The following is a 16,573-nucleotide window of genomic DNA, read 5'->3' as shown; positions in this document are numbered from 1 at the left end:
GGTGACGCTCAGTGCACGCGGTCCGGACGGGAGGACCCCGACCCACCACGGGCGATCTCGAGCAGCACGGGCAGGCGTTCGCCGAGCAGGGCGTCCAGGTCGGCGACGACGGCCTCGACCCGTTCGGTGATCTCCCGCGGCGCGGCACCCCGGCGCGGACGGACCCGCACCCGGATCGCCCGACCACCACGGACCCGGTAGACGTCGACGGCGAGGGAACCGACCTGGGGCATGTCGCCGATGGCCGAGGAGAGCGCGTGCTGCACGGCGGTGGACTCGATGCGCACCGAGCCGGCGACGCCGTCGGCCGAACCGTCGCTGTCCACGACGGTGCTCTCGCGGCCACCGCCGAGCGTCGTCAGCACGACGAGTGCGAGCACGCCGAGCACGACGCCACCGCCGAGCACGCAGGTCCACGCGAACACCGAGTCGTCACGCGACGCCCCGGTGCCGAGTCCGGCGAGCGCATCACCGACCGTGCGCCACCACGATGCGACGAGGGGCAGCCCCTGCGCGGTCTGCACCAGGATCGCGGCGACCCCGGCGACGAGCAGCACGAGCCCGAGCACGACGAGCGCCGTCCGGCCGAGCGCGCGGTTCGTGGCGTTCATCCGTCCACCCGTCCCGTCGGCTGCACCCGGACGCGCGCGGCGAGGGCCGGCTGCGCGTCGATCGCGGCGAACTCCCGCTCGACGGCCTCGGTCGCGGCGACCGCGGGGACGTCCACCCCGGCTGCGGGCCGGAGCACGACGTCGACCGTGCGGCGACCGACGGTGCCCACGGCGGCGTCGGCGCCCAGACGGGTCGCGGAACGGGCGGCTCGGGCCGCGGCGGAGGCCAGGACCTCGTCGTCGACGACGACTGCGAGCCGGTCGGACGACATCACGTGCCGAGGACGGCGCTGGGGCAGGATCCCCTGCAGCAGGAGGACGAGGCCGATCAGGGCCACGACGGCGCCGATGCCGATCACGATCGTCGTGTCGAGGCCGTCCGGAGCGGCGAGCGCGGCGTCGACCACGGCACGGGGGTCGACACCGAGCACGTTCTGGTCGAGCAGGACGAGTGCGCCGGCGAAGACCGCGGCGGCGGCGAGCACCAGAGCGATGAGCATCGCGACGACGACGGCGCCGGAGCGGGAGACGTGGGTCTCGCGGCGCAGCAGGCGGCGGTAGGTGGCAGCGTGGTCCGCGGCGGGCGCGCCGACGAGGGGTTGGGCGGTCACCGGACCCTCCGCGGGGCGTCCACGACCGACGAGGCGAAGGTCACCGTCACGCGGGCGACCTGTCGGCCGGTGATGGTCCGGAAGCGCTCGGCGATCGTGCCGCGAGCCCGGTGCGCCGTGGCGACGACGGGTTCGTCGGGGAGTGCGTGCGAGCCCAGCACCGGCAGGGCGAGCGGGGCGGTGATCTCGACCGCCAGCGCGCCGCGACCGTCGTCGGCGACCCGGGCACGGACCTCCCGGAAGGCCACGCGCAGTGCTTCGGCGGCGACCGCCTGGGCGGTGTGCACCAGCGCCGACGTGCCGATGCGGTCGGAGCCGCGGAGCCGGACGCCGCTGTCGCCGGCCGTGGCGACGGCGGCGTCGCTCACGACGAGCTCCGGCGTCCGCGCAGCACGTCGAGCAGGCGACGGAAGTCGACGTCACCCGTGACGATGCGGGCGACCAGTGCACCGACCGCCATGCAGACGGCGACGACGACGAACGCCCAGAACCCGAGCGTCACGGCGACGATCGCGAGCAGGGCGCCGGTGCCCATCCCGACGACGGTGGCGTTCACCGGACCCGACCGTCCCGGGTGTCGAGCTCGTCCGCGACGCCGTTGAGCGCCGGGATGTTCACGTCGTTGATGGCGATGTTGACCTCGGTGACCTCGAGGCCGACGAGTTCGGTGACGGCGTTCGTGACGGCGGCACGGACCGCGGAGGCGACCTCCATCATCGGCGTCGGGTAGTCCACGACGATGGTCAGGTCGACGGCCACCTGGGTCTCACCGACCTCGACGCGGACGCCCTGGCCGAGCGCGCTCGAGCCGATGGCGTCGCGGATGGCACCGAACGCCCGCGAGGCGTTGCCGCCGAGTGCGAAGACGCCGGGGACGTCGCGGGCGGCGATGCCCGCGACCTTCGCGACGACCGTGTCGTCGATGATGGTCCTGCCCTTGGCGGTGACCTGCGTCGTGGTGGTGCCGGCGGGCTGGGTGCTCCCGGCCCCGGTCCCGAGCGTGGCCCCGGTCGTGGTCCCGTCGACGCGGTTGGTCGTCGATGCCATTGCTGCCTCCGTGCGGTCGATTGCTGGCCTCCAGCGAACACCATCGTGCCGTACGCCGCACAGGCGGCGCACGTGCCGACCTCGTCGTCAGTCGGCACCGGTAGGTTCTTGTTCCATGCGCGTGGCGACCTGGAACGTGAACTCCGTCCGCACCCGAGTGGGTCGGATCGTCGACTGGCTGGTGCGTGAGGACATCGACGTCCTCGGCATGCAGGAGATCAAGTGCAAGCCGGAGCAGTTCCCGGTCGAGCAGTTCGATGCCGCGGGGTACCACGTCGAGGCGCACGGCCTGAACCAGTGGAACGGCGTCGCGTTCGCCAGCCGCCTGCCGATGGAGGACGTCACCCGCGACTTCCCCGGCCAGCCCGGGTTCCTGAAGGGCCACGAGGGGCCGGACCTGCCGGTCGAGGCCCGCGCGATCGGCGTCACGGTCGACGGCGTGCGGCTCTGGAGCCTCTACGTGCCGAACGGCCGCGAGCTCGGCGACCCGCACTACACGTACAAGCTCGACTGGCTCGCCCAGCTGGCCGACCGCACCTCGGAGTGGATCGAGGCATCGCCGGAGACCCCGCTCGCGCTGATGGGCGACTGGAACGTCGCACCGCTCGACCAGGACGTCTGGGACATGCAGGTCTTCGAGGGGTCGACGCACGTCAGTGAACCCGAGCGCGCCGCGTTCCGCGAGTTCGAGGCGCGGGGCCTGCAGGACGTCGTGCGCCCGATCGTGCCCGACGGCTACACCTACTGGGACTACAAGCAGCTGCGGTTCCCGCGCAACGAGGGCATGCGCATCGACTTCGTGCTCGGTTCGCAGGCCTTCGCGGACGTCGTCACCGACGCCTCGATCCACCGGAACGAGCGCAAGGGCGACGCCCCGAGCGACCACGTCCCCGTGGTGGTCGACCTCGACCTGGACACGTCGCTCGACGACGACCGCCCGATGATCTTCTGATCGGCGTCGGGTCACCGGCCCCGTCCGGCCCGGCCCGGCCCGGGATCGGCGCCCGTCCGACTCTGTTACGCCCGGCGTCCGCCGTGATTGAGCCGTCCGTCACGCCGACGTAGGTTTCCTGCACCGAACCCCTTCGAGAGCAGGTGAAGCCATGTCCCGCACGACGATCCTTCCCATCCAGCGCCTCATGGCGACCGCGGCCCCCGGTGCGTGGCGCGACGGCATCGTCGTCGAGACCCGCGCAGCCGACGCCGTGGTGCTGTTCCTCGACGGGAGCATCACGCAGCTGCGGGTGGCGGACGCCGACGGCGTCCTGTCGGTCGGCGAGCCGGTCGCCCACCACCCGGTCGCGGAGATCCTCAGCGCCGGCGGTCGACAGACCACCGCACGGGTCGCGTAGCGCGCACGCGTCGCGGAGCGCGCACGGAGCGGGTCAGGCCGCCATCGAGTCGAGCATCGCCTGGCACTTCGACACCATCTCGTCGCAGGCCATGGCGCAGTACCGGCACGACTCGTCCATGTCCTGGTGCTGGCGGCACTCGGCGGCACACGCGGTGCCCATCGCGACGACGGCCATGAGCATCGCCTGCATCGCGGCGGTGTCCATCCCCATCGGACGCATCATCATCCGCATGCCGGTGTCGGCGAGCATCGCGGTGTTCGAGCACATCGCGGCGCAGGTGGCCATCTCGCCGCCCATCCGCATGTCGGCCGCGGAGCACATCGTCGCGGCCATCGACGCGGCGTTCATCGCCATCATCGTGTCCTGCATCATGTCCATGTCCATCTCCATGGGCATGTCCGTCATCGACATGTTCTTCATCATCGCCATCGTGTCCATCGCCGGTCTCCTCGTCGTGGTCATCGGTCACGAGGCGGTCCGCCCCGCGTGCCCGCCAGGGTACGCGCGTGCCGTCCGCGCTTCGTGGGCAGGAATGGTCGAGTCGGCGGACGCGACCCGACCTCTGCTGCTCACCATCCGCGGTGGTCGCCAGCACAGCCGGACGGGAGGCCCGGTGCGCCCCCGCCATGGGCCTCCCGTCCGGCCGTGGCGCGCGACCTCGGCGCGGAAGACGCCGGCGTGTCCGCAGGACGCCCGCAAGAGCGCGAGACGCCGCCGAATGCGGCGGCGTCTCGGCGACATCGAGGCGTCTCGACAACACGACGGCGTCTGCGGGCGGCCACACGCCAGCGACGCGCGTCCAGGGCGCGCTACGGGTGCAGCAGGGCGGCGATCGCGACGAGCACGGGCACCGAGCCGAGCGTCGAGATGAGCACGACGTCCCGCGCCACCGGGACCGCAGCCCCGTACCGCTGCGCGTAGTTGAAGACGTTCTGCGCCGCCGGCAGGGCGCCGAGGGTGGTGAGCACGAAGACCTCCTGGTCGCCGAGCCCGAACACGAACCGGGCGAACACGAACGCCACGGCCGGCATCACCACGAGCTTGATCGACGACGCGACGATGACGTCGGTCCGGATCGCCGGGTCCCGCAGCGGGGTCGCACCGTGCAGGCTCATCCCGAACGACAGCAGCACGACGGGCACCGCGGCCGCGCCGACGAGCGAGAACGGCTCGAGCACCGGGTCGGGCAGCGTGATCCCGGTCGCCGAGCACACCAGCCCGACGAGCGAGGCGATGATGATCGGGTTCCGGAACGGCCCCGCGATCCGTCGTCCCCACCCGCCGCCGCCCGCGGTCGCAGCGTCGAGGATCGTCAGCGCGATCGGGGCCATCACGACGAGCTGCAGCAGGATCACCGGGACGACCGCGGTCGCCTGTCCGAGCACGTACACGGCCACCGGCAGCCCGATGTTGTTCGCGTTCACGTAGCTCGACGCCAGGGCACCGACGGTGGTCGTGGTGACGGGGCGGCGCAGCACGAAGCGGAACACGGCGGCGGCGCCGAGGGCGACCACGGCGGCGCTCAGCAACGAGACCCAGAGCATCGAGGACAGCAGCGAGGCGATGTCGGCGGTCGCGATGGTGTGGAACAGCAGGCACGGCATCAGCACGAAGAACGCGAGCCGACTCATCACGAACTGCGCGTGCGGGCCCAGCAGGCCGATGCGTCCGACGACGTACCCACCGGCGATGATCGCGCCGATGATCGCGAAGCCGGTCAACACGCCACCCATCCCGTCCATCCTGGCACCTGCCGGCGGTGATGTGACGTCACTCAGGTCGGAAATGCGTACGCATCGAATACCGTTGAGCGCATCATGACCTCGACGAACGCCGACACCCTCACCCGGTCCACCGACTCCAGCCAGCCGCTCGTGCCGCTGCTCGAGGAGCGCTGGAGCCCCCGCTCCTACGACGAGACCGCGACGATCTCGGACGACCAGCTCGACGCCGTCCTCGAGGCCGCTCGCTGGGCACCCTCGGCCATGAACTTCCAGCCCCGCCGCTTCATCGCCGGCCGCCGCGGCACCGAGACGTTCCGGAAGATCAACGAGAACCTGCTCGGCTTCAACGCCGCCTGGGCCTTCCGCGCCAGCGCCCTCGTCGTCGGCGTGCTCGAGACCGTGACCGCCGACGGCGAGGAGCGCCCCTTCGCGCAGTACGACCTCGGCCAGTCGCTCGCCGCCCTCACCGTGCAGGCGCACGCCGAGGGCCTGCACGTGCACCAGATGGCGGGCATCGACGCCGCCGGGCTCCGTGCCGCGTTCGACCTGCCCGAGCGCTTCCTGCCGTACACGGTCACGGCCGTCGGCACCGTGGCGCACCCGTCGCAGCTCGACGACAAGGCCGCCGAGCGCGAGGTCGCTCCGCGCACCCGCATCCCCCTCGACGAGGTCGTCCTCGTCAAGGAGTGAGCACCGGCGGCACCGCCGCCCGCGATCGCCACGACGGCCGCGTCCCTGCGGGGGCGCGGCCGTCGGCGTACCATGACGTGACATGGATCAGCACCAGGACGACGCCCCGCCGGAGATGAACTTCTACACCCGGAAGTGGGTGCGACCGGAAGACCTCAACGCCAACGGCACCCTGTTCGGCGGCAGCCTGCTCCGCTGGATCGACGAGGAGGCCGCGGTCTACGCGATCATCCAGCTCGGCAACGGCAAGGTCGTCACGAAGTACATGTCGGAGATCAACTTCCTGTCCTCGGCGAAGGAGGGCGACATCGTCGAGATCGGCCTCGTCGCCACCCGGTTCGGCCGCACGTCGCTGACCATGCGGGCCGAGGCGCGCAACCTCTTCACGCACCGCAGCATCCTGACGATCGACGAGGTCGTGTTCGTGAACCTCGACGAGGACGGCAACCCGGCCCCGCACGGCTACACGGACATCACCTACGCGCGCGACCGGGTCCCCGCCACGCACGGCGCGTGACCCCGCAGACTTCGCGCAGCACCGGGGTGCCCGGATGGTCGCACCCTGCGGCTGGTCGGCGGGCTCTGGCAGGATCGGGGGCATGACCACGCCCCGCCTCGTCGCCTTCGACCTGGACGACACGCTCGCCCCGTCGAAGTCCTCCCTCGACCCCCGCATGCTCGAGACCTTCGCGTCGCTGCTCGAGGTCGTGCCGGTCGCGGTCATCTCCGGCGGCAACTTCACCCAGTTCGAGCAGCAGCTGGTCACCCCGCTCCGGCAGCGCGACGGCCTGACGCTCGACGCCCTGCACCTCCTGCCCACCTGCGGCACCCGGTACTACCGCTGGGAGGACCAGGACTGGGCGCTGCAGTACGCCGAGGACCTCACCGACGAGCAGAAGGACCGCGCCCTCGCCGCGGTCGAGGCCCGTGCGAAGGAAGCCGGGTACTGGGAGTCCGAGACCTGGGGCGCCATCCTCGAGGACCGCGGGTCGCAGATCACGTTCTCCGCCCTCGGCCAGGCCGCCCCGGTGGACGTCAAGAAGCAGTGGGACCCGACCGGCGAGAAGAAGGACCACCTGCGCCGCCTGGTGCAGCAGGACCTGCCCGACCTCGAGGTCCGCTCGGGCGGCTCCACCAGCATCGACATCACCCGCAAGGGCATCGACAAGGCCTACGGCATGCAGCGCCTCGCCGAGATCACCGGCATCGCGCTCGACGACATGCTCTTCGTGGGCGACCGGCTCGACCCCGAGGGCAACGACTACCCGGTGAAGGCGCTCGGCGTCCCCTGCCACGCGGTGCAGGGCTGGGAGGACACGGACGCGTTCCTGACGGAGCTCATCCCCACCCTGCGCTGACCGCGCGGCGGACGGGAGGCCCGTGGCGGGCCCGCACCGCGCCTCCTGTCCGTCCCCGGTCGCGTCCAGAGCCGCGAACGCGACCGACGCGGCCGGGCGCTCAGCCCAGGCTGCGGACGGCCTCGACGAAGGCGCGGATCTTGGCGGGGTCCTTGACGCCGCGCTCGGACTCGACCCCGCTCGACACGTCGACGCCGTCGGGGTCGAGCGCCTCGACCGCGGCGACCACGTTGGCCGGGGTCAGCCCGCCGGCGAGGATCCAGGCCTCGTCCACGCCCTCGATGGTGGCCGGGTCGATCAGGCGACCGCTGCCGGGCACGGCGGCGTCGAGCAGCAGCAGGTCGTGGTCGAACGCGGCGCGCTGCTCGGGCGTCTCGCGCAGGTAGTCCTCGGCCGCGATGGCCCGGATGGTGAAGAAGCCGGCGTCGCGCGCGCGGGCGAAGTCGGACGCCGACTCGCCACCGTGCAGCTGCAGCGTCGTGAGCCCGACCTCGGAGGCGATGCCGACGATCTCGTCGATCTTCTGGTCACGGAAGACCCCGACGGCGTCGATGCCGTCCGGCACCCGCTCGACGAGTTCCTTCGCCAGGTCGGCGGTGACGGTCCGGGGGCTGCCCGCCGCGAAGACGAACCCGACGGCGTCGGCACCCGCGTCGACGGCGGCGTCCACGGTGTCGGGCGTCGACAGGCCACAGATCTTGATCCAGCGCTGGTCGGTCATGCTGTCCATCCTGCCAGGGTGCTCCGGTGCCCGGAGCACGGAGCCGCCGAGCGGTTCAGTGCAGGGCGCCCGCGACGTAGGCGGCCACGCACGCCGCGGTGACGCCGAAGGCCGCGAAGGACCCGACCAGGACGTTCCGCCGCCGCCAGCGACGCACCGCCGAGAACGTGCCGCGCCTTGCGTGCCGGTGCGCGGCGCGGTGCATGCGGTGGTCACGCTGGTGCTTCACGCGTTCCGGGCCGAGCGGCACCGGGCCGGTGATCTGGGTGGAGCCGCCGCGCAGCGCGTTGGCGATGGCGACCGCGGTGGGCCGGCGCTCCGGGTCGCGGGCCGTCATCCGGCTGAGCAGCTCGCGCCACTCGTCGGCGACGTCGTCCGGGACCTCGGGGTCGCGGCGGAGCCGGGCGAGGGCGGCCTCGATCAGGGTGCCCGAGTACTCCTGCTTGCCGGTCAGCGCCTCGAGCAGGACGAGCCCGAGCGAGTACACGTCGGTGGCGAAGCTGATCGGTTCGCCGGCGACCTGCTCCGGGCTGAGGTAGGCGGCGGTGCCGATGACCGTGCCGTCGTTCGTCAGGCGGGAACCGTCGACGAAGTGGGCGACGCCGAAGTCGGTGAGCTTGACCGTGCGGGCGAACCCGGACGAACCCTCGTCGCTGATCAGGATGTTGGCGGGCTTGACGTCGCGGTGCACGATGCCGCGCGAGTGCACGTAGGCCAGGGCGTCGGCGAGCTGCGCACCGAGGTCGGCCACCTCGTAGTTGTGCAGGGCTCCCTCGGACAGACGGCGGAGCAGCGTCGTGTCGGCGATGAGCTCCATCACGATGAACCGGTGCGGGCCGTCCTCGAACTCGTGGGTGCCGGCGTCGTACAGCGGGATGAGGCCCGGGTGGGAGAGCATGCTGAGCAGCCGGATCTCGCGCTCCTGGCGGACACGGTCGGCGGTGGTCATCTTGTCCGGGGTCGCGAAGAGCTTCACGGCCACGGCCCGGTACGTGTGCTCGTCACGGGCTTCGTAGACGGATCCCATGCCGCCGGTGCCGATGAGCTTCACGAGCCGGTACCGCGCAGAGAGGACGGTGTCCGCCCGCGCGCTGTCCAGCAGGGTCATGGTGTCCGTCGTCCCGTCCGGAGCCCGTGGTTCCGCGGCCGCTGCCGGCGTGTGGGCTCAGGGGAAACGGTACGCGTCCGACTCTCGATCCGCATGGCCGTTACGACATCGTGATCGCCCTACTTCCCTGATTTCCCGGGGATCGACGGGGTACAGTCCGACCTCCACCAGGACGAGGAATCGCGCAAGGAGGACAGCATGGCGTTGTCGAAGGGTGACGAGGTGCACTGGAACACCTCGCAGGGCAGGACGATCGGCACGCTCGTGCGCAAGCGGACGAGCGACTTCGAGTTCGACGGGCAGCACTTCACGCCGACCGACGACGACCCGTACTGGATCGTCGAGTCGGAGAAGAGCGGCAAGCAGGCCGCCCACAAGGAGTCGGCGCTGACGAAGGCCTGAGGCTCAGTCGCGGGCGGGCTCGGCGCGACGACGACCCCGGGCACCGCCCACGGCAGGGCTGCCGGCGGCGTCGTCGTGGTCGTCGTCGGGGCCGCCCGTACGCCGCTCGGCGCGGACACGGCGGACCCGGCGCACGACGAAGGTCACCACGACCGCGGCGATCGCAACGTAGAGCACGCGGTCGATCCACTCGGTGTACGCCTCGACCTGGTCGTACTGCGACCCGAACGCGGCACCGAGCAGCACGAGCGCGCTGTTCCAGATGCCGCTCGCGATGATCGTGAACACCGAGAACGTGCCGAGGTGCATGCGGTCGGCGCCGGCCGGCAACGAGATGAGGCTGCGGACGATCGGGACGAACCGGCCGAAGAACACCGCGCTCTTGCCGTGCCGGTGGAACCAGCCGGCTGCCTTGCGGAAGTCGTCCTCGTCGACGAGGGGCAGCTTGCCGAACCACCGCGTGGTGCGTTCGAACCCGATCTTCGCGCCGAGCCAGTACAGCACGAGCGCCCCGAGGTACGAACCGATCGTCGCCAGCACCAGGACCAGGACCAGGTTCATCTGGCCGGCACCCGCGAGGAACCCGGCCAGCGGCAGGATGACCTCGGACGGGATGGGCGGGAACACCGTCTCGACGAAGAGCATCAGCCCGACGCCCCACTCCCCCAGCGCGTCGATCAGCTGCAGCACCAGGCCGGAGAGGCCGCCGAGGTCCGACGGCGCGGTGGAGTCGCCACTGGCGACGGTCATGGCACGGGCGGTCAGGGCAGTCGTCATGCCCCCAGCATCCCTGAACGCCCTGTCAGGACCCGGCACGCTCCCTGGGTGTCAGCCGAGTCCCATGTGAGCGGACCGGACGTGCGCGAGCGACCGGGCGAGCGCGCCCCGGGCGACGGCGTCGCGACCGACGGTCGACGGGGCGAACACCACCGGGTGCCGGAGCTGCGGCGTGACGATCTCGTCGAGCGCGGCGCAGAACACCTCGGCAGCCGGCAGGACCTCGCCACCGACGACGACGACCTCGGGGTCGATCGTCGTCACGAGCTGCACGACGCCGGGTGCCACGTCGGCCGCGAACGCACGGACGGTCTCGACGGCCGACACCGAGCCCTGGGCCGCCGCCGCGAAGACGGACTCGAGGTCCGTGCCGGACGGGATCCGGGCCTCCAGGCGGGCGGGTGCGGCGGGCCAGCCGGTCGAGGCGATGCCGCCCATCTCGCCGGCCGCACCGCGCGCACCGCGCGCCAACGAGCCGTCGACCACCAGGGCGGCACCGATCTGCCGGCCCATGACCAGGTACAGGGCGTCCCGGACGCCGTGGAACCGCCCCCACCGCGCCTCGGCAGTGGCCGCCAGCTTGGCGTCGTTGTCGAAGAAGGTGGCGACCCCGGGGAAGAGGTCCTGGATCCGGCCGGGCACCCGCCGCTCGACCCACTCCGGCACCGCGACCGTGTAGTCGATCGCGCCGTCGCGGTCGACGACCGCCGGGACCCCGAACGTGGCACCGAGCACCGGCGCACCACCGGCGGAGCCACCGACCGTGCCACCGACGGGCGCCGTCAGCCGACGGACGACGTCCTGCACGCTCGACCAGGCCTGTTCGGCGTCGGCGAGGTCGGTGTAGCGCTCCTCGACGCGGGCGAGCGTGACGCCGCGCAGGTCCGCGCGCACGCCGACGATCCCGTGCAGGCCGAGGTCCACGCCGAGCACGGAGCCGGCCGACGCGTCCGCGGCGAAGCGCTTGGCGCGACGACCGGCCTTGTTCGGGGTGGCGATCGCCTCGGCCTCGGTCACCCAGCCCTCGTCGACCAGGTCGGCGAGCGCCGCCTCGACCGTGGGGCGGGAGAGCCCGACCGTGCGCCCGAGCTCGGTGACCGTGCGGGAGACGTCGTCACGCAGGAGCTCGTCGAGGATCGCCCGCGAGTTCATCTGCCGCAGGACGCCGGGGGTCGTCCCCACGACACCGGGGGTCGTTGACACGGTCTGCTCCACGGTCATAGCCTCCACATTACGAAAGATCATTGAGGAATGGTGGCTCCGACATGCTCGTCCCACGACCGCGCCGCACCGCTCCCGGTGTCGGGGCCTTCGCGATCACCCCGTCGACCCGGATCGCCGCGGACCCGGCGAGCGAGTCCGTCCGACTGTACCTGCAGCAGACCCTGCGGGGATCGACCGGGCTGCCGGTGCGGGACGCCCTCGACGACACGGCACCGGAGGCCGGCACGATCGCGCTGCGCGTCGCCGACGACCCGTCCCTGCCCGCGGGCCCGACGACGCCGGAGGGCGACCGGGCGGAGTCGTTCCGCCTCACGGTGACGCCGGACGGCGTCGACGTCGTCGGCGGCTCGCCCGCCGGGGTCTTCTACGGTGTGCAGGCCCTGCTGCAGCTGCTGCCCCCGGACGTGTACCGCCGCGGCCGGGTCGCGACCGGTCCGTGGTCCGTCCCCGCCGTGGTCGTCGAGGACGCTCCGGCCTTCGCCTGGCGCGGCGTGATGCTCGACGTCGCCCGGCACTTCCGGACGAAGCACGAGGTCATGCGGGTGATCGACCAGCTCGCCGCGCACCGGATCAACCGCCTGCACTTCCACCTCACCGAGGACCAGGGGTGGCGCATCGAGATCCGGAAGTACCCGCGCCTGACCGAGGTCGGGTCCTGGCGTCGGGAGTCCCAGGTCGGCGCGCACGTCCCCGGGCCGGACGGCACACTCGTCGTCGCCGGGTTCGACGGCCGCCCGCACGGCGGGTACTACACGCAGGACGACGTCCGCGAGATCGTGGCGTACGCGGCCGACCGGTTCGTCACCGTCGTCCCCGAGATCGAGACCCCCGGGCACGTCCGCGCGGCGCTGGCGGCCTACCCGTCGCTCGGCGTCACGGGCGAACCGGTCGAGGTGTGGACGGAGTGGGGCATCGCCGACGACGTCCTGAACGCCGAGGACGCCACGATCGACTTCTTCAAGGACGTCCTGGACGAGGTCATCGCACTCTTCCCCTCCGGCTACATCGGCATCGGCGGCGACGAGTGCCCGAAGGTGCAGTGGGAGACCGACCCCCGCACCCAGGAGCGCATCCGCGAGCTCGGGCTGCAGGACGAGGAACAGCTGCAGGCCTGGATCATCGGGCAGCTCGCCGCACACGTCGAGTCGCACGGCCGGCGGGCGTTCGGGTGGGACGAGATCCTCGAGGGCGGCACGCTCGACCCCTCGGCCACCGTGGTCTCCTGGCGCGGGCTGACCGGCGCACGCACCGCCGCCCGCCGCGGGCACGACGTCATCTCGTCGCCGGACGACCAGGTGTACCTCGACTACCGCCAGAGCGACCTGTCGACCGAGCCGATCCCGGTGTCGATCGTGCTCACCGTCGACGACGTCTTCGCCTTCGACCCGGTGCCGTCGGGGCTCACCGACGACGAGCGCGCCCACGTCATCGGCGGCCAGGGCAACATGTGGACGGAGCACGTCGACTCCGCCCGTCGGCTCGACTACCAGCTCTTCCCCCGCGTCGCCGCCCTCGCCGAGGCACTGTGGTCGGCCGACGTCACCGGGCCGCGCGACCTCGCCGAGTTCCGCGGACGCCTGGCCGAGCACACCGCCCGGCTCGAGGCCATGGGCATCGAGTACCGGCACGAGGCCGGGCCGTTCCCGTGGGAGCAGCGGCCGGGCGTGCCGGGGCGCCCGCACTCGCGCGAGGAGCGTGCGGCGTACATCGACGCGGTGACGGCGAACATCGCCGACTGACCAATTGACATTTCACATGCGAGAGGTTCACACTGGGGAGGACTTCACGGAGGAGACCCCCATGCCACAGCGCAGCATCCCCGGCCTCGACGGGCTCGACATCGACGCACTGATCGGGGATCGACAGCCCGAGGCCGAGCTCGAGATCACCGTCGACTTCGTCCGGGGCCGGTCGGTGCTGATCACGGGCGCCGGCGGCTCGATCGGCAGCGAACTCTGCCGACAGCTCGTCCGGTTCGAGCCGGCGGAGATCATCATGCTCGACCGCGACGAGACCGCCCTGCAGCAGGTGCAGGTCTCCGTGGACGGTCACGGGCTCCTCGACACGAAGAACGTCGTCCTCGCCGACATCCGCGACGCCGACGCCATCCGCGACATCATGCTGACCCGCCGGCCCGACGTCGTCTTCCACGCTGCGGCGCTGAAGCACCTGCCGATGCTCGAGCAGTACCCGGACGAAGGCTGGAAGACGAACGTCCTCGGCACCCTGAACGTCCTCCGCGCCGCTGCTGCCGCGGGCGTGGGGACACTCGTGAACATCTCGACCGACAAGGCCGCGAACCCGACGAGCGTGCTCGGATCGACCAAGCGCATCGCCGAGCGGTTGACCGCCTGGACCGCCGCCGACACGGGCCACGACTACGTGTCGGTCCGGTTCGGCAACGTCCTCGGCAGCCGCGGCTCGATGCTCCCGCTCTTCGCGGAGCTGATCCGTGCCGGACGGCCCCTCACCGTCACCCACCCCGACGCCACCCGCTACTTCATGTCCATCCCCGAAGCGTGCCACCTCGTGATCCAGTCGGCTGCGATCGCCCACCCCGGCGAGGTCCTCGTGCTCGACATGGGTGCACCGGTCCGGATCCTCGACATCGCACGGCGCATGCTCCAGGCCACCGGCAGCCCGTCCGACATCGTCTTCACGGGCCTGCGGGCGGGCGAAAAGCTCCACGAGGACCTCATCGGACGCGGCGAGACCGAACGCCGCCCGGTACACCCCAAGATCACCCACACCTCGGTCGCGCCGATTGCTCCGTGCGACGTCGACGAGTGCGTCCCCGGCCAGGTCGACCCATCGGCACTCGCGATGGCCGCCTGACCGGCCCAGGTCCGGCCCGCGACGCGACCGGACGACGGACCCACTTCTTCAGGGCGACGAGCACCAGAGCGGACACCACGGTCCCCGCCAGGATCGCGACGACGAACATCAGGACGTCACCGATCGCGAAGAAGACGAAGATCCCGCCGTGCGGCGCTCGCGAGGTCACGCCGGCAGCCATCGAGATCGCACCCGTGATCGCGGCACCGACCATCGACGCCGGGATGACGCGCAGCGGGTCGGCTGCGGCGAACGGGATCGCACCCTCGGAGATGAAGGACGCACCGAGCAGCCACGCGGCCTTGCCGTTCTCGCGCTCCGGCTTCGTGAAGCCCTTGCGGTAGAGCACGGTCGAGGCGAGCGCGAGTGCGAGCGGCGGCACCATGCCGGCCGCCATGACCGCGGCCATGATCTCGAACGGCACCACGTTCGTGGCGGTCCCGGCACCGAGCCCGGCGACGGCGAACGCGTACGCCACCTTGTTCACCGGACCACCGAGGTCGAACGCCATCATCAGCCCGAGGATGATCCCGAGCAGGACGGCCGAGGCACCCGACAGGGAGTTGAGCCAGGCGGTGAGCTCGGTCATGACCCAGGCGATCGGGCCACCGAGCACCAGGAGCATGAGGCCCGAGGCGATGATCGACGCGAACAGCGGGATGATCACGACCGGCATCAGACCACGCAGCCAGCGCCAGGTCGGGATGCGCCCGATCCAGTACGCGGCGGCACCGGCGATGAGACCGCCGACCAGACCACCGAGGAACCCGGCGTTCATGAACACGGCGATCGACCCGGCCACGAAGCCCGGTGCGATGCCCGGACGGTCGGCGATGGCGTAGGCGATGTACCCGGCGAGTGCTGCGACCAGGAACCCGAGCGACACCTGTCCGATCTGGAACGCGGCGGCGCCGAGGTAGTAGCCGAGGCCCTCCGGCGGCAGGTTCAGCAGCGTCGAGTTCGTCAGCGTGTAGGCGGCGTTGCTCATGCCCGAGTCGCCGTGGTTCAGCGCGATGCCGTACCCGGAGAGCAGGAAGCCGAGCGCGATGAGCAGTCCGCCGCCGGCCACGAACGGGATCATGTAGCTGACGCCGGTGAGGAGCCAGCGCTTGAGCGACTGGCCGAAGTGCTCGTTCTTGGCGGTGGACTCGCCCTCGACGGCGGCACCACCCTGCACGCGTGCGGCGTGCGGGTCCTCCGAGGCGCGGATGGCCTCGGCGATCATCTTGTCGGGCTCGTCGACACCGCGCTTGACGGGCCCGGACACGAGCGGCTTGCCGGCGAACCGACCGCGGTCGCGGACGTCGACGTCGACCGCGAACACGACGGCGTCGGCACGGGCGATGAGGGCCGGGTCGAGGGGTTCGACCTGCGAGGACCCCTGCGTCTCGATGTGCATCTCGGCACCGGCACGCTGGGCTGCGGCGACGAGGGCATCCGCCGCCATGTAGGTGTGCGCGATGCCGGTCGGGCAGGCGGTGACGCCGACGAAGACCTTGCGGCCCGCCTCCGGCGCGGTGGCCGGTTCGGAGGCACCACTCGCCTTCCCGACGCCGGCCTCGGCCACTTCGCCGCTCACCTCGTTGTCGACCAACCGGACGATCTCGTCGGGGGTGGCCGCAGCGCGGAGCGCGGCCGTGAAGTCCTCACGGATGAGCGCGCGGGCCAGGGTCGAGAGGACCGTCAGGTGGTCCTTGTCCGCCCCCTCGGGCACGGCGATCATGAAGACGATGTCGGCGTCGCCGTCCGGGGCGCCGAACGGCACCTTCCGGGCCAGGCGCGAGAACGCCAGCGTCGGCTCGGACACCGACGCCGACCGGGCGTGCGGGATGGCGATGCCACCGGGGACGCCCGTTCCGACGCTCGCCTCGCGCTTGATGGCGTCGTCGGCGAGCGTCGCACCGTCGGCGGCGCGGCCGGTCGCGGCGACGCGGTCGGCGAGCACCCGGATGACGTCGGTCGACGTGGCGCCGAGGTCCTCGTCGAGGCCGACGAGCTGTGCGCTGATGAGGCGCGGACTCGAGTCTGCGGACATGTGCTTGCTCCTTCGCAATGGCGCTGATCGCGCGGTGGTGCAGGTGTTCGTGGGGTGGTCGGGCGGGGTGGGGAG

At 71.8% G+C, this 16,573-nt stretch carries 20 protein-coding genes; 8 read left to right on the top strand and 12 right to left on the bottom strand.

The annotated features are described in order from the left end of the window. Positions 1–8: 8 nt before the first annotated feature. The 5 genes from DEJ04_RS17270 to DEJ04_RS17250 are packed head-to-tail and all read right to left on the bottom strand — an operon-like array spanning position 9 to position 2,269. Positions 9–611, bottom strand: coding sequence for a hypothetical protein (locus DEJ04_RS17270; protein WP_071404345.1), 603 nt, complete (start codon positions 609–611; stop codon positions 9–11). Beyond that, a complete protein-coding gene (locus DEJ04_RS17265; RefSeq protein WP_111047890.1) occupies positions 608–1,222 on the bottom strand; it encodes a hypothetical protein in 615 nt (204 codons plus the stop codon). The genes DEJ04_RS17270 and DEJ04_RS17265 overlap by 4 nt, the downstream gene beginning before the upstream one ends. After that, complete coding sequence (locus DEJ04_RS17260) at positions 1,219–1,590, bottom strand: hypothetical protein (protein WP_111047889.1); 372 nt, start codon at positions 1,588–1,590, stop codon at positions 1,219–1,221. Before DEJ04_RS17260 ends, DEJ04_RS17265 begins: the two co-directional genes overlap by 4 nt. Then, on the bottom strand, positions 1,587–1,778 hold the full coding sequence (locus DEJ04_RS17255; RefSeq protein WP_027464859.1) for a DUF2273 domain-containing protein: 192 nt from the start codon (positions 1,776–1,778) through the stop codon (positions 1,587–1,589). Before DEJ04_RS17255 ends, DEJ04_RS17260 begins: the two co-directional genes overlap by 4 nt. Next, positions 1,775–2,269 carry an Asp23/Gls24 family envelope stress response protein gene (locus tag DEJ04_RS17250; protein WP_110858766.1) on the bottom strand — a complete coding sequence of 165 codons (495 nt, stop codon included), beginning with the start codon at positions 2,267–2,269 and terminating at the stop codon, positions 1,775–1,777. The genes DEJ04_RS17255 and DEJ04_RS17250 overlap by 4 nt, the downstream gene beginning before the upstream one ends. A 115-nt stretch (positions 2,270–2,384) precedes the next feature. Here DEJ04_RS17250 and DEJ04_RS17245 point away from each other — a divergent pair, with 115 nt between their 5' ends. Together DEJ04_RS17245 and DEJ04_RS17240 are read left to right on the top strand one after the other, a co-directional pair. Next, positions 2,385–3,221, top strand: a complete 837-nt coding sequence (locus DEJ04_RS17245) for an exodeoxyribonuclease III (protein WP_111047888.1) — start codon at positions 2,385–2,387, stop codon at positions 3,219–3,221. A gap of 151 nt (positions 3,222–3,372) precedes the next feature. Next, entirely contained in the window at positions 3,373–3,621 is a 249-nt protein-coding gene (locus DEJ04_RS17240; RefSeq protein ID WP_027464862.1) for a hypothetical protein, read from the top strand. Between the two features lie 33 nt (positions 3,622–3,654). On the opposite strand, the gene DEJ04_RS17235 is transcribed toward DEJ04_RS17240, so the two are convergent. Continuing rightward, positions 3,655–4,062, bottom strand: coding sequence for an aldehyde dehydrogenase (locus DEJ04_RS17235; RefSeq protein WP_071246471.1), 408 nt, complete (start codon positions 4,060–4,062; stop codon positions 3,655–3,657). Positions 4,063–4,433: 371 nt separating this feature from the next. After that, the gene (locus tag DEJ04_RS17230) at positions 4,434–5,357 is read right to left on the bottom strand and encodes an AEC family transporter (protein WP_111022759.1); all 924 of its coding nucleotides are present in this window, start codon (positions 5,355–5,357) and stop codon (positions 4,434–4,436) included. A gap of 84 nt (positions 5,358–5,441) precedes the next feature. Between DEJ04_RS17230 and DEJ04_RS17225 the strand changes: the two genes are divergently transcribed. From DEJ04_RS17225 to DEJ04_RS17215, 3 genes are all read left to right on the top strand, one after another. After that, entirely contained in the window at positions 5,442–6,038 is a 597-nt protein-coding gene (locus DEJ04_RS17225; protein WP_027464865.1) for a nitroreductase family protein, read from the top strand. Positions 6,039–6,120: 82 nt separating this feature from the next. Then, positions 6,121–6,555 carry an acyl-CoA thioesterase gene (locus DEJ04_RS17220; RefSeq protein ID WP_111047887.1) on the top strand — a complete coding sequence of 145 codons (435 nt, stop codon included), beginning with the start codon at positions 6,121–6,123 and terminating at the stop codon, positions 6,553–6,555. Positions 6,556–6,637: 82 nt separating this feature from the next. Further along, entirely contained in the window at positions 6,638–7,396 is a 759-nt protein-coding gene (locus tag DEJ04_RS17215; RefSeq protein ID WP_111033922.1) for an HAD-IIB family hydrolase, read from the top strand. A gap of 100 nt (positions 7,397–7,496) precedes the next feature. Here DEJ04_RS17215 and DEJ04_RS17210 read toward each other — a convergent pair whose 3' ends face one another. Beyond that, on the bottom strand, positions 7,497–8,117 hold the full coding sequence (locus DEJ04_RS17210; RefSeq protein WP_071404336.1) for a phosphoribosylanthranilate isomerase: 621 nt from the start codon (positions 8,115–8,117) through the stop codon (positions 7,497–7,499). Positions 8,118–8,172: 55 nt separating this feature from the next. Beyond that, a complete protein-coding gene (locus DEJ04_RS17205) occupies positions 8,173–9,225 on the bottom strand; it encodes a serine/threonine-protein kinase (protein ID WP_111022754.1) in 1,053 nt (350 codons plus the stop codon). 198 nt (positions 9,226–9,423) lie between these two features. On the opposite strand from DEJ04_RS17205, the gene DEJ04_RS17200 reads away from it, so the two are divergent. Further along, on the top strand, positions 9,424–9,627 hold the full coding sequence (locus DEJ04_RS17200; protein WP_111047886.1) for a DUF2945 domain-containing protein: 204 nt from the start codon (positions 9,424–9,426) through the stop codon (positions 9,625–9,627). Between the two features lie 3 nt (positions 9,628–9,630). On the opposite strand, the gene DEJ04_RS17195 is transcribed toward DEJ04_RS17200, so the two are convergent. Together DEJ04_RS17195 and DEJ04_RS17190 are read right to left on the bottom strand one after the other, a co-directional pair. Continuing rightward, positions 9,631–10,404, bottom strand: coding sequence for a DedA family protein (locus tag DEJ04_RS17195; RefSeq protein WP_258371420.1), 774 nt, complete (start codon positions 10,402–10,404; stop codon positions 9,631–9,633). Between the two features lie 51 nt (positions 10,405–10,455). Beyond that, entirely contained in the window at positions 10,456–11,607 is a 1,152-nt protein-coding gene (locus DEJ04_RS17190; protein ID WP_181437872.1) for an ROK family transcriptional regulator, read from the bottom strand. Between the two features lie 62 nt (positions 11,608–11,669). Between DEJ04_RS17190 and DEJ04_RS17185 the strand changes: the two genes are divergently transcribed. Continuing rightward, positions 11,670–13,367 carry a beta-N-acetylhexosaminidase gene (locus DEJ04_RS17185; protein ID WP_111047884.1) on the top strand — a complete coding sequence of 566 codons (1,698 nt, stop codon included), beginning with the start codon at positions 11,670–11,672 and terminating at the stop codon, positions 13,365–13,367. A 61-nt stretch (positions 13,368–13,428) separates the two neighbouring features. Next, complete coding sequence (locus DEJ04_RS17180; protein WP_110864239.1) at positions 13,429–14,463, top strand: UDP-N-acetylglucosamine 4,6-dehydratase family protein; 1,035 nt, start codon at positions 13,429–13,431, stop codon at positions 14,461–14,463. Here DEJ04_RS17180 and DEJ04_RS17175 read toward each other — a convergent pair. Further along, entirely contained in the window at positions 14,369–16,498 is a 2,130-nt protein-coding gene (locus DEJ04_RS17175) for a fructose-specific PTS transporter subunit EIIC (protein ID WP_258371419.1), read from the bottom strand. The two genes, DEJ04_RS17180 and DEJ04_RS17175, sit on opposite strands and share 95 nt — an antisense overlap. Positions 16,499–16,573: the final 75 nt, after the last annotated feature.

The organism is Curtobacterium sp. MCLR17_044, assembly GCF_003234435.1.
Taxonomy (GTDB): domain Bacteria; phylum Actinomycetota; class Actinomycetes; order Actinomycetales; family Microbacteriaceae; genus Curtobacterium; species Curtobacterium flaccumfaciens.
Note: the sequence above shows the minus strand (reverse complement) of the source record. Positions and strands in the feature narration are given on the sequence as shown.

Bases quoted from the DNA above. Each gene is read 5' to 3' on its own strand.
- DEJ04_RS17180 (WP_110864239.1), top strand. From the start codon at position 13,429: ATGCCACAGCGCAGCATCCCCGGCCTCGACGGGCTCGACATCGACGCA.
- DEJ04_RS17195 (WP_258371420.1), bottom strand. From the start codon at position 10,404: ATGACGACTGCCCTGACCGCCCGTGCCATGACCGTCGCCAGTGGCGAC.
- DEJ04_RS17210 (WP_071404336.1), bottom strand. From the start codon at position 8,117: ATGACCGACCAGCGCTGGATCAAGATCTGTGGCCTGTCGACGCCCGAC.
- DEJ04_RS17175 (WP_258371419.1), bottom strand. From the start codon at position 16,498: ATGTCCGCAGACTCGAGTCCGCGCCTCATCAGCGCACAGCTCGTCGGC.
- DEJ04_RS17240 (WP_027464862.1), top strand. From the start codon at position 3,373: ATGTCCCGCACGACGATCCTTCCCATCCAGCGCCTCATGGCGACCGCG.
- DEJ04_RS17230 (WP_111022759.1), bottom strand. From the start codon at position 5,357: ATGGGTGGCGTGTTGACCGGCTTCGCGATCATCGGCGCGATCATCGCC.
- DEJ04_RS17235 (WP_071246471.1), bottom strand. From the start codon at position 4,062: ATGGACACGATGGCGATGATGAAGAACATGTCGATGACGGACATGCCC.
- DEJ04_RS17245 (WP_111047888.1), top strand. From the start codon at position 2,385: ATGCGCGTGGCGACCTGGAACGTGAACTCCGTCCGCACCCGAGTGGGT.
- DEJ04_RS17215 (WP_111033922.1), top strand. From the start codon at position 6,638: ATGACCACGCCCCGCCTCGTCGCCTTCGACCTGGACGACACGCTCGCC.
- DEJ04_RS17200 (WP_111047886.1), top strand. From the start codon at position 9,424: ATGGCGTTGTCGAAGGGTGACGAGGTGCACTGGAACACCTCGCAGGGC.
- DEJ04_RS17185 (WP_111047884.1), top strand. From the start codon at position 11,670: ATGCTCGTCCCACGACCGCGCCGCACCGCTCCCGGTGTCGGGGCCTTC.
- DEJ04_RS17225 (WP_027464865.1), top strand. From the start codon at position 5,442: ATGACCTCGACGAACGCCGACACCCTCACCCGGTCCACCGACTCCAGC.
- DEJ04_RS17270 (WP_071404345.1), bottom strand. From the start codon at position 611: ATGAACGCCACGAACCGCGCGCTCGGCCGGACGGCGCTCGTCGTGCTC.
- DEJ04_RS17220 (WP_111047887.1), top strand. From the start codon at position 6,121: ATGGATCAGCACCAGGACGACGCCCCGCCGGAGATGAACTTCTACACC.
- DEJ04_RS17250 (WP_110858766.1), bottom strand. From the start codon at position 2,269: ATGGCATCGACGACCAACCGCGTCGACGGGACCACGACCGGGGCCACG.
- DEJ04_RS17205 (WP_111022754.1), bottom strand. From the start codon at position 9,225: ATGACCCTGCTGGACAGCGCGCGGGCGGACACCGTCCTCTCTGCGCGG.